An 11478-nucleotide genomic window follows, 5' to 3' on the forward strand; every position below is an offset into this window, starting at 1 on the left:
GCGCGACAAGCTGGCCCAGCTGCTGATGGTCGGCGTCAAGGACGCGGCCGACGCCCGCACGGTGGTCACCGACCACCACGTCGGCGGCATCTTCATCGGCAGCTGGACCGACCTGGCCATGCTGTCCGACGGCTCGCTGACCGACATCGCCGCGCACGCCGGCCCGCTGCCGCTGGCGGTCAGCGTCGACGAGGAGGGCGGCCGGGTGTCGCGGCTGTCGTCGCTGATCGGCTCGACTCCGTCGGCGCGGGTGCTGGCGCAGACCAAGTCCGTGGACGACGTCTACCAGCTGGCGCTGGACCGGGGGCGCCGCATGCACGAGCGGGGCATCACCGTCGACTTCGCCCCGGTCGTCGACGTCACCGACGCGCCCGATGACACCGTGATCGGCGACCGATCGTTCGGCGCGGACCCGGCCACCGTCACCGACTACGCCGGCGCCTACGCCCGCGGCCTGCGCGACGCCGGGCTGCTGCCGGTGCTCAAGCACTTCCCCGGCCACGGCCACGGCTCCGGGGATTCGCACACCGGCGGGGTGGTCACCCCGCCGCTGGCGGCGCTACAGGACAACGACCTGGTGCCCTACCGGACGCTGGTCACCCAGGCGCCGGTGGCGGTGATGATGGGCCACCTGCAGGTTCCCGGCCTGACCGGGGACAACCCGGCCAGCCTGAGCCCGGAGGCGGTGCGGCTGCTGCGCGAGGGCACCGGTTATCACGGCCCGGCGTTCGACGGCCCGGTATTCAGCGACGACCTGTCGTCGATGGCCGCGATCAGCGAACACTACGGCGTGCCCGACGCGGTGCTGCACAGCCTGCAGGCCGGGGTGGACGTGGCGCTGTGGGTCACCACCGACGAGGTGGGCGCGGTGCTGGACCGGCTGGAGCAGGCGGTCGGCGCGGGCGAGCTGACGACGCCGGCGGTGGATGCCTCGCTGCGGCGGGTGGCGGCGATCAAGGGCACCAATTCGCATTGCGGCGGCTAACCGTCCGCGGCGTCGGGTGGCCATTGCTTACTCTTGAGTAACGTACGCGGACCACGGAAGGGAGCGGCGCCTGATGGCTGGTGGAACCAAGCGGTTACCGCGTGCCGTCCGGGAGCAGCAGATGCTGGACGCGGCCGTGCAGATGTTCTCGGTCAACGGCTACCACGAGACCTCGATGGACGCCATCGCCGCCGAGGCGCAGATCTCCAAGCCGATGCTGTACCTGTACTACGGCTCCAAAGAGGAGCTGTTCGGCGCCTGCCTGAACCGGGAGCTGAGCCGGTTCATCGAGACGGTGCGGGCCGGCATCGACTTTCAGCGGCCGCCGCGTGAACTGCTCCGCAACACCATCCTGGCGTTCCTGAACTACATCGACACCAACCGGGCGTCGTGGATCGTGATGTACACCCAGGCCACCAGCTCGCAGGCGTTCGCCCACACGGTGCGCGAAGGCCGGGAGCGGATCATCGAGCTGGTGAGCCGGCTGTTGCGGGCCGGCACCCGCAACCCGGAACCCGGCGAAGACTTCGAGATGATGGCCGTCGCCCTGGTGGGCGCCGGGGAGGCGGTGGCCACCCGGATCAGCACCGGCGACACCGACGTCGATGACGCGGCCGAGTTGATGATCAGCCTGTTCTGGCGCGGCCTGCGGGGCACCCCGAGCGGCAGCGCCGACACCGCGGTCGCCGGGTAGGGCACGTGTCGCCTTCGGTGCGCCGAGATCGACGTTTGCGTGCCCGCTACTCGCACTTCGTCACGCAAACGTCGATCTCGACGGGGTCAGAGGCCCCGCACCGTGCCGGTCAGGTGCGGATAACCCTTAGCGATGTTGCGCAGCGCCAACTCCCAGCCTCCGGTGACCCGGTCGGTGTAGAGCCCGACCCGGGCCGGCAGCAGCACCGGCTTCCCGAACCGCACCGAGTACTGCACCGCGTCGGGCAGCTCGCCCTCGATGTTGGCCAACACCGCTGCGGCGGTGAACATCCCATGCGCGATCACGGTCGGAAACCCGAACAGCTTGGCGCCGATGGGGTTGGTGTGGATCGGGTTGTGGTCCCCGCCGATGCTGGCGTAGCGCCGGATCTGGCCGGGGGTGATCCGCAGGATCGCGTTCGGCGGTGGCAGCTTGGGCTGCTTGGCCGGCGGCGGTTTGGGCTCATCGGACAGGCTGGTGCGCTGCTGATGCAGAAACGTGGTGACCTGATGCCAGGCCACGTCGTTGCCGACGCTGATATCGGTGACCACGTCGACCAGCAGGCCCTTGCGGTGTTCACGCAGGTTCTCCGCGTGCACCGCGACCCCGACGGTGTCGGTCACCGCGATCGGCCGGTAGGAGGTGATGTGGTTTTCGGTGTGCACGGCTCCCATTGCGGCAAAAGGGAAGTCGAAGCCGGTCACCAGCGCCATCACCGTCGGGAACGTCAACGCGAACGGGTAGGTCAGCGGCACCGTGTCGCCGTAGCGCAACCCGGTGACCGCGGCGTATTCGGCGACGTTGGTGCGGTCGATGGCCAACTCGTCGACCCGCAGCGTGCGGTCGGGCAGGGTGTCGCTGCGCGGAATGAACGGCAGCGCCCCGGCCGCCGCCCGCAGCATGTTCTTCAGCCCGCTGGGCTGGCTCACCTGGCTCACCTGGGTCACGGTCATGCCCCCAGCATGGCCTGGCCGCAGACCCGGATCGTGTTGCCGGTCACCGCGTTTGACGCCGGGCTGGCGAAGTAGGCGACGGTCTCGGCGACGTCGACGGGCTGACCGCCCTGGAACAGCGAGTTGAGCCGGCGCCCCACCTCGCGGGTGGCCAGCGGGATCGCCGCCGTCATCGCGGTCTCGATGAACCCGGGCGCGATCGCGTTGATGGTGATGCCCTTGTCGGCCAGGGCCGGGGCCAGCGCGTCGGTCAGCCCGATCATGCCGGCCTTGGTGGCCGCGTAGTTGGTCTGGCCGCGGTTGCCGGCGATCCCGGCCATCGAGGACAACCCGATCACCCGGCCGCCCTCGCCGATGCTGCCGTTGCCCACCAGGCCTTCGGTGAGGCGTTGCGGGGCCAGCAGGTTCACCGCGATCACCGCGTCCCAGCGCGCGTCGTCCATGTTGGCCAGCAGCTTGTCGCGGGTGATGCCGGCGTTGTTGACCAGGATGTCGGCCTTGCCGCCGTGATGCTCGCGCAGGTGCTCGGTGATCTTGTCCACCGCGTCGTCGGCGGTCACATCCAGCGTCAGCGCGGTGCCGCCGACCTTGCTGGCGGTGGCCGCCAACGCCTCGGCGGCCGGCTCCACGTCGACCGCGACCACGCGGGCGCCGTCGCGGGCCAGCACCTCGGCGATGGTGGCGCCGATGCCGCGGGCCGCGCCGGTGACCACCGCGACCTTGCCGTCCAGCGGCTTATCCCAGTCGGCCGGCGGGGTGGAATCGGCGGCTCCGACGTAGAACACCTGCCCGTCGACATAGGCGGATTTGGCCGACAGGATGAACCGCAGCGTCGACTCCAACCCGGTCGCGGCCGGTTTGGCGTCGGGGGACAGGTACACCAGCGCGATGGTGGCCCCGCGGCGCAGCTCCTTGCCCAGCGAGCGGGTGAAGCCTTCCAACGCGCGCTGCGCGATCCGCTCGTCGACGCTGCCGGCCTGGTCCGGGGTGGTGCCGATGACCGCGATCCGCCCGCAGCGGCCCAGGTTGCGCAGCAGCGGGGTGAAGAAGTCGTGCAGCGCCTTCAACCCGGCCGGGGTGGTGATCCCGGTGGCGTCGAACACCAGCCCGCCGAACGAGTCGGCCCAGCGGCCGCCCAGGTTGTTGCCCACCAGGTCGTAGTCGGCGGCCAGCGCGGCGCGCAGCGGTTCGGCGACCCGGCCGTCGCCGCCGATCAGCAGCGACCCGGCCAGCGGCGGCTCACCCGCCCGATGCCGGCGCAGCGTCTCGGGCTGCGGAACACCGAGTTGTTTGGCCAGAAACGACCCGGGACCAGAGTTGACGACCTGCGAGAACAGATCCGAGGAAACCTTGGGAGCCATGCAGCTGCCTTCCGTGTCGGGTGTGTCGTCTCAACAGACAACCGTACGCATCGACCACGAACTTACTCCAGAGTAAGAACAGTGAGTAGTATGGGTCCGAAGGCGGATCAACCCCAAATCGACAACACGGAGACATCGTGGCCACTGCAAGCACCCCGACAGCCAAGAACACCCCCCAGACGCGGCAGCGGGTGGCCGTGCTGGGCGGCAACCGCATCCCGTTCGCCCGCTCCGACGGCGCCTACGCCGACGCCTCCAACCAGGACATGTTCACCGCCGCGCTGGGCGGGCTGGTGGACCGCTTCGGGCTGGCCGGGGAACGCCTCGGCGCGGTCATCGGCGGCGCGGTGCTCAAGCACAGCCGCGACTTCAACCTGATGCGCGAATGCGTGCTGGGCTCGGCGCTGTCGCCGTACACCCCCGCGTTCGACGTGCAGCAGGCCTGCGGCACCGGGCTGCAGGCCGCGATCTGCGCGGCCGACGGCATCGCCGCGGGTCGCTACGAGGTCGCCGCGGCCGGCGGGGTGGACACCACCTCCGACGCCCCAATCGCGTTCGGCGACAACCTGCGCCGCACCCTGCTGGCCCTGCGCCGCGCCAAGTCCAACCTGCAGCGGCTGCAGCTGGCGGGCAAGCTGCCGGCCAGCCTCGGGGTGGAGATCCCGGTCAACAGCGAGCCGCGCACCGGGCTGTCGATGGGCGACCACCAGGCCATCACCACCAAACAGATGGGGATCAACCGCGTCGCGCAGGACGAGCTGGCCGCCGCCAGCCACCGCAACATGGCCGCCGCCTACGACCGGGGATTCTTCGATGACCTGGTCACCCCGTTCCTCGGGCTGTACCGCGACGACAACCTACGCCCCAACTCCAGCGTGGAGAAGCTGGCCACGCTGCGGCCGGTGTTCGGGGTCAAGGCCGGCGACGCGACGATGACGGCGGGGAACTCCACCCCGCTGACCGACGGCGCCTCGGTCGCGCTGCTGGCCAGCGAGGAGTGGGCGGCCGCGCACAAGCTGACGCCGCTGGCCTACTTCGTCGACGCCGAAACCGCCGCGGTCGACTACGTCAACGGCGCCGACGGCCTGCTGATGGCGCCGACGTATGCGGTGCCGCGGCTGCTGGCCCGCAACGGGCTCACGCTGCAGGACTTCGACTTCTACGAGATCCACGAGGCCTTCGCCTCGACGGTGCTCTGCCACCTGCAGGCCTGGGAATCCGAGGACTACTGCAAGGAGCGGCTGGGGCTGGACGCCGCGTTGGGCGCCATCGACCGGTCCAAGCTCAACGTCAACGGCTCCTCGCTGGCCGCCGGTCATCCGTTCGCCGCCACCGGCGGCCGGATCCTGGCGCAGACCGCCAAGCAGCTGGCGGAGGCCAAGGCCGAGAAGAAGGGCGCGGCCGCCAACAAGCCGGTGCGGGCGCTGATCTCGATCTGCGCGGCCGGCGGACAAGGCGTGGCCGCCATCCTGGAAGCCTGAGCCACGGGTTTGTAACACCCCGCGCCGGGTAACCGATACACGGACAGCTCCGTGTTGCCATCCAACCCCCCGACCCGATGGCAACACGGAGCTTCCCAACCTCCGCCGCCGGACAGCGGGGATCCGGCGGCGGGTGCAGCCCGCCCCCGAATCCCCCTTCTGGCCGCACGTCACCGGTTAGGGTGATGCGCCATGCAGGTCAGCATCCTCAGTTCGCTCAGTGAGACCGGCGGCCGTTCCGCGGTCGATGCCACCGTCGACAACCTCGCCCAACTGCACGGCGAGGGCTTCCGCCGGGTCTGGCTGACCCAGATGCCGTACGAGCCCGACCTGCTGACGGTGTTGGCGGTCGCGCTGCGCGAGGTCGACGGCATCGAGGTCGGCACCGGCGTCATCCCGATCCAAAACCAGCACCCGATGCTGCTGGCCCAGCGGGCGCTGACGCTGAGCCTGATCGGCAACGGACGCTTCCTGCTCGGCCTGGGCATGACCCATCAGGCGGTCACCGAGGGCATGTGGGGCATCCCGTGGGACAAGCCGGTGCGGCGGCTGCGCGAGTACCTCGACGGCCTGCAGCCGCTGCTGGCCGGGCAGTCCGCGGACGCGCCCGGGGAGACGGTGACCACCCGCGGGGCGCTGCAGATTCCGGGTGCACCTCCGCCGCCGGTGTACATCGCCGCCCTGGGCCCGCAGCTGCTGAAGCTGGCCGGTCGGCGCACCGCGGGCACCGTCACCTGGATGACCGGGCCCACGACGCTGGCCGAGCACGTCGGGCCGACGCTGCGCGCGGCGGCGGCCGGGCGTCCCGAGGGGGCGGTGCGGGTGGTCGCGGCGCTGCCGGTCGCGGTCACCGACGACGCGGCAGGGCTGCGGGCCCGGGCCGCCGAACAGTTCGCCATGTACGGGCGGCTGCCGTCGTATCGCGCCATGTTGGATCGGGAGGGTTTCGCCGGCCCGGAGGACGCCGCGATCATCGGCGACGAGGCCGCGGTGAGCGAGCGCCTGTCTGGGTTAGGCGGGGCCGGGGTCGACGAGTTCGTCGGCGTGGTGTTCGACCCGTCGGCCGAGGGCCGCGCCCGCACCCGCGCCCTGCTGCGCCGGCTGGACTCCTGACCGCGGTTCCGCCCACCCGCCACCCCCGCGAGCAGACGCAAAATCGCATTCGGCGTGGCCGAATCGTGCGATTTTGCGTCTGCTCGTGCCAGCTATCTGGCCCGTGCGGCGCTTAGCGCCCGGTCCCACAGCAGCAGGGTCGCCGCTTTCAGCGGCGCGGGCTTGATCACGTCCTTGGCCAGCAGCGCGGTAGCGGCGGCCTTGGTTGCCGTCGACGCCTTCGACATATGCCCGGAGTCGAAGGGCGGCTGCGGGTCGTATTCGATCACCAGTTGAATGGCTTTGGCACGGCCGTCCCCGGCGATCTGCCCGGCCAGCCACAGCGCCAGGTCGATCCCGGCCGACACACCGGCGGCGGTGACGATATTGCCTTGGCGCACCACGCGTTCGTCGTTGACCGGGGTCACCCCGAAGGTTTTCAGGGTGCTCAGCGCCGACCAGTGCGAGGTGGCCCGCTTGCCCTCCAGCAGCCCGGCGGCGGCCAGCACCACCGACCCGGTACACACCGACGTGGTCCAGGCGGCGGACCGCTGAGCCTGCCGCAGCCAGTCCAGCAGGGCCGTGTCGCGGGCGGCGGCCAGCGAGCCCGGGCCGCCCGGAACCAAAACCACGTCGGGCGCCGGTGTTTCGGTCAGCGCGTGGGTGGTGCCGACCACCAGCACGCCGGAATCGGCGGTGATCGGGCCCACCTCGTGCCAGACGAACCGCACCTCGGCGTCGGGCAGGCTGCGCAACACCTCGTAGGGGCCGATGAAGTCCAGCGCGGTGAAGCCGGGGTAGAGCACGATCGCGATCTGCATGGGTGGTCCTTTCAGGCGAAGGTTTTGCGGTAGTGGTCGGGTGACACACCGAGACGACGGATGAAGGTGCGGCGCATGGTTTCCGCGGTGCCGAACCCGCAGCGGGCGGCGATGACGACGACCGTGTCGTCGGTCTCCTCGAGCTGGCGGCGCGCGGCCTCGGTCCGGACCCGCTCGACGTAGGTGCCCGGCGCCACCCCGACTTCGGCGGTGAACACCCGGGTGAAATGCCGCGGGCTCATCGCGGCACGGGCGGCCAGGTCGGTGATGCGGTGCGGCGCACCGGGTTCGGATTCGACCGCCTCTTGGACGCCACGGATCGGGTCGCGGCGCGCCCGGGGCAGCCACACCGGTGCCGCGAACTGGGTCTGCCCGCCGGGGCGGCGCAGATACAACACCAGCCAGCGGGCCACCGTCTGCGCGACCTCGGTGCCGTGGTCGTCTTCGACCAGCGACAGCGCGAGGTCGATGCCGGCGGTCACCCCGGCGGCCGACCACACCGTCTCGGAGCTGCGCACGAAGATGGGTTCCGGATCGACGGTGATCGCCGGGAACTCCCGGGCCAGCCGGTCGGCGAACGCCCAGTGGGTGGTGGCACGACAGCCGTCCAGGAGGCCGGCTTGGGCAGCCAGGAAGGCGCCGGTACAGACGCTGACCACCCGCCGGGTGTGATGCGCCGCGGTGCGGATCCACTCCACGGCCGCCGGGTTGGCCCGCGTCGCCTCGACGCCGGCGCCGCCGGGCAGCACCAGGGTGTCCACCGGCTGGGTGGGATCGGGCAATACCGCACCCGCCAGGGTCAACCCGCTGGTGGTGGTCACCGGCAGGCCGTCGATACCGGCCACGGCGACGTGGTAGCCGTCCTGGCCGCGGCCATCGCCGGCCAGTTTCAGCGACGCCGAGGCAAACACCTCCGACGGGCCGACCACATCCAGCGCCTGCACGCCCGGATACCCAAAGATGAGGACGTTGCGTGTCACGCCCTCAGTGTTGACCGCCGGCCAGCATGGCGTCTACGCCCGGCATCCCACAAATCAGGACATTGGCTTCGTCGCGGCACCAGTCGAGCCGCCGCCAGGAGAGCTGGGCCTGCTGAAATCGACGCGCAAACTGGCCCATAGCCCCGAGATTCGCGGTTTCGCGCCGTATGGACGTCGATCTCAGTTATCCAGCAACGCAACAGGCCCCCAAGGTTGTCCCCGGGGGCCTGCGCGAGTACTGCGTCGGCGGTCAGAACGCCGCTTCGTCGAGCTCCATGATGTCGTTGTCGATCGTCTCGATCACCTGACGCGTGCTGGTCAGCAGCGGCAGGAAATTCTTGGCGAAGAACGACGCCACCGCGATCTTGCCCTCGTAGAAGGCGCGGTCGGCATCGCTGACCCCGGAGTCGAGCTTCTCGATGGCCACCGCGGCCTGACGGGCCAGCAGCCAGCCGATCACCAGGTCGCCGACGCTCATCAGGAACCGCACCGAGCCCAGCCCCACCTTGTAGATGCTGTCGATGTTCTCCTGCGCGGCCATCAGGTAGCCGGTCAACGAGGCCGCCATGCCCTGCACGTCGGCCAGCGCGGTGGCCAGCAGCTCCCGCTCGGCCTTGAGCCGGCCGTTGCCGGACTCGTTCTTGACGAACTCCTCGATCTGGCCGGCCACGTGGCCCAGGGCCACACCCTTGTCGCGGACGATCTTGCGGAAGAAGAAGTCCTGCGCCTGGATGGCAGTGGTGCCTTCGTAGAGCGAGTCGATCTTGGCGTCGCGGATGTACTGCTCGATCGGGTAGTCCTGCAAGAAGCCGGACCCGCCCAGGGTCTGCAAGCTCTCGGTGAGCTTGGCGTAGGCCTGCTCGGAACCCACACCCTTGACCACCGGCAGCATCAGGTCGTTGACCTTGACCGCCAGGTCGGCGTCCACCCCGTGCACGGCCTTGGCGACCGCGGCGTCCTGGTAGGTGGCGGTGTAGGTGTACAGCGCGCGCAGACCCTCGGCGTAGGCCTTCTGGGTCATCAGCGAACGACGCACGTCGGGGTGATGCGTGATCGTCACCCGCGGCGCGGTCTTGTCGGTCATCTGGGTCAGGTCCGCGCCCTGCACCCGCTCCTTGGCGTACTCCAGCGCGTTGAGGTAACCGGTCGACAGCGTCGCGATCGCCTTGGTGCCCACCATCATGCGGGCCTGCTCGATCACGTCGAACATCTGCGCAATACCGTCGTGGACCTCGCCGACCAGCCAGCCCTTGGCGGGCACGTCGTGCTGGCCGAAGGTCAGCTCACAGGTCGTCGAAACCTTCAGACCCATCTTGTGCTCGACGTTGGTGACGAACACGCCGTTGCGCTCGCCGAGCTCACCGGTCTCCGGGTCGAAGTGGAACTTCGGCACGAAGAACAGCGACAGGCCCTTGGTGCCCGGCTTGGCGCCCTCGGGGCGGGCCAGCACCAGGTGGAAGATGTTTTCGAACAGGTCGTCGGAGTCCGCGGAGGTGATGAACCGCTTGACGCCGTCGATGTGCCAGGAGCCGTCGTCCTGCTTGATGGCCTTGGTGCGGCCGGCGCCCACATCCGAGCCGGCGTCCGGTTCGGTCAGCACCATGGTGGCGCCCCAACCGCGCTCGGCGGCCAGCACGGCCCACTTCTTCTGCTCTTCGGTGGCCAGGTGGTAGAAGATGGCGGCGAACCCGGCGCCGCCGGCGTACATCCACACCGCGGGGTTGGCGCCCAGCAGGTGCTCGTGCAGCGCCCACACCATCGCCTTGGGCATCGGCATCCCGCCGAGCTCCTCGGGGATACCGACCTTGTCCCAGCCGGCCTCGATGGTGGCGCGCACCGACTTCTTGAACGACTCGGGCAGGGTCACCGAGTGGGTGTCGGGGTGAAACACCGGCGGGTTGCGGTCGCCGTCGGTGAACGACTCCGCGACCGGCCCCTCGGCCAGGCGGGCCATCTCACCCAGCATCTCGCGGGCGGTGTCGACGTCCAGGTCGGCGTAGTCGCCGTCGCCGAACGCCTTGTCAACGCCGAAGACCTCGAAGAGGTTGAACTCCTGGTCGCGTACGTTGCTCTTGTAGTGGCTCACTACTTCCTCCTCGATGAGAGTGCCACTTGCGGTTGGGTACTCCGGATAAGTTACCCACCAGTAACGTGGCACAAACTATACCGACTAGTAACTTCAACGCAAGCGTTTGTGAGCTAGATTCCACCAACCGGTTGGCTCCCGCCGCGTCACCGCTTCGACGTGCGCGCTGACCTGCGGCGATGCCGGACCGGTTGGGTGTTGTGGTGGCTGTCACTGCGCACCGGCGGGGTCGGGGTGTCGCCGGCCCTCCCGCGCGAGGGCCGGGCGCCGGTCGGCGGGCACCCCTCGACGGGTAGGGTCGATAACTGCCAAATCCCGTCGAGGCGAATGAATTCTGGTGAACTCCGCGAGCAAGCTGACACCGTCCTCCCTGCGGGAGGCCTTTGGACATTTCCCCACCGGCGTGATCGCCATCGCGGCCGAGGTTGACGACACTCGGGTGGGGCTGGCGGCCAGCACCTTCGTTCCGGTGTCGTTGGACCCGCCGCTGGTGTCGTTCTGTGTGCAGAACACGTCGACGACCTGGCCGAAACTCAAAGATCTGCCCCTGCTGGGGATCAGCGTGCTCGGCGAGGCGCACGACGAGGCCGCGCGCAAACTGGCGGCCAAGACCGGGGACCGGTTCGCGGGCCTGGAGACGGTGTCCAACGACGGCGGCGCCGTGTTCGTCAAGGGCACCAGCGTGTGGCTGGAGGCCGCGATCGAACAACTGGTCCCGGCCGGCGACCACACCATCGTGGTGCTGCGGGTCTGCGACGTCACGGTGGACCCCGACGTGGCGCCCATCGTGTTTCACCGCAGCGTGTTCCGTCGGCTCGGCGTCTAACGGCCGCGTCCGGAGACAGCGGCTACCGACGCTCGTTCGGCTCGTCTCACGGCGCCAGCTGGACGTGGCCCCTCGGTTGGGGCGGGGCCGGACGCGGCGGTGGGGGGGGGGCCTGGGGCTCCTCCCGTTGGGGGGGTGGGGCCGGGTGTTCCGCTGCTGGGTCTTTGCCACCCATGCTGGGGCCGCCGCCGGGGAGCTC

The 11478-nt window shown here is 69.9% G+C and carries 11 protein-coding genes; 5 read left to right on the forward strand and 6 right to left on the reverse strand.

From position 1 onward, the window contains the following. Both BKN37_RS22520 and BKN37_RS22525 read left to right on the forward strand, forming a co-directional pair. Positions 1-985: glycoside hydrolase family 3 N-terminal domain-containing protein (locus tag BKN37_RS22520; RefSeq protein WP_071029166.1), on the forward strand; the 985-nt coding region annotated here is incomplete at its 5' end. Positions 986-1058: 73 nt separating this feature from the next. After that, positions 1059-1679, forward strand: coding sequence for a TetR/AcrR family transcriptional regulator (locus BKN37_RS22525; RefSeq protein WP_071029167.1), 621 nt, complete (start codon positions 1059-1061; stop codon positions 1677-1679). Between the two features lie 86 nt (positions 1680-1765). Here BKN37_RS22525 and BKN37_RS22530 read toward each other — a convergent pair whose 3' ends face one another. Together BKN37_RS22530 and BKN37_RS22535 are read right to left on the reverse strand one after the other, a co-directional pair. Then, positions 1766-2608, reverse strand: coding sequence for a MaoC/PaaZ C-terminal domain-containing protein (locus BKN37_RS22530; RefSeq protein WP_071029175.1), 843 nt, complete (start codon positions 2606-2608; stop codon positions 1766-1768). 20 nt (positions 2609-2628) lie between these two features. Next, a complete protein-coding gene (locus BKN37_RS22535; RefSeq protein ID WP_071029168.1) occupies positions 2629-3993 on the reverse strand; it encodes a 3-oxoacyl-ACP reductase in 1365 nt (454 codons plus the stop codon). A 137-nt stretch (positions 3994-4130) separates the two neighbouring features. Between BKN37_RS22535 and BKN37_RS22540 the strand changes: the two genes are divergently transcribed. Both BKN37_RS22540 and BKN37_RS22545 read left to right on the forward strand, forming a co-directional pair. Further along, complete coding sequence (locus tag BKN37_RS22540) at positions 4131-5474, forward strand: acetyl-CoA C-acetyltransferase (RefSeq protein WP_071029169.1); 1344 nt, start codon at positions 4131-4133, stop codon at positions 5472-5474. A gap of 192 nt (positions 5475-5666) precedes the next feature. After that, the gene (locus BKN37_RS22545; RefSeq protein WP_071029170.1) at positions 5667-6587 is read left to right on the forward strand and encodes a TIGR03564 family F420-dependent LLM class oxidoreductase; all 921 of its coding nucleotides are present in this window, start codon (positions 5667-5669) and stop codon (positions 6585-6587) included. Positions 6588-6679: 92 nt separating this feature from the next. Here the strand turns inward: BKN37_RS22545 and BKN37_RS22550 are convergent, their stop codons facing one another. From BKN37_RS22550 to BKN37_RS22560, 4 genes are all read right to left on the reverse strand, one after another. Continuing rightward, positions 6680-7387, reverse strand: coding sequence for a DJ-1/PfpI family protein (locus BKN37_RS22550; RefSeq protein ID WP_071029171.1), 708 nt, complete (start codon positions 7385-7387; stop codon positions 6680-6682). A gap of 11 nt (positions 7388-7398) precedes the next feature. After that, complete coding sequence (locus BKN37_RS22555; protein WP_071029172.1) at positions 7399-8367, reverse strand: GlxA family transcriptional regulator; 969 nt, start codon at positions 8365-8367, stop codon at positions 7399-7401. Between the two features lie 4 nt (positions 8368-8371). Next, positions 8372-8506, reverse strand: coding sequence for a hypothetical protein (locus tag BKN37_RS30235; protein ID WP_278184971.1), 135 nt, complete (start codon positions 8504-8506; stop codon positions 8372-8374). A 111-nt stretch (positions 8507-8617) separates the two neighbouring features. Next, positions 8618-10453, reverse strand: a complete 1836-nt coding sequence (locus BKN37_RS22560; RefSeq protein WP_071029173.1) for an acyl-CoA dehydrogenase — start codon at positions 10451-10453, stop codon at positions 8618-8620. Between the two features lie 337 nt (positions 10454-10790). Between BKN37_RS22560 and BKN37_RS22565 the strand changes: the two genes are divergently transcribed. Beyond that, complete coding sequence (locus BKN37_RS22565) at positions 10791-11279, forward strand: flavin reductase family protein (protein WP_071029174.1); 489 nt, start codon at positions 10791-10793, stop codon at positions 11277-11279. Positions 11280-11478: the final 199 nt, after the last annotated feature.

Origin of the sequence: Mycobacterium talmoniae (assembly GCF_001854525.1) — a bacterium.
GTDB lineage: Bacteria > Actinomycetota > Actinomycetes > Mycobacteriales > Mycobacteriaceae > Mycobacterium > Mycobacterium talmoniae.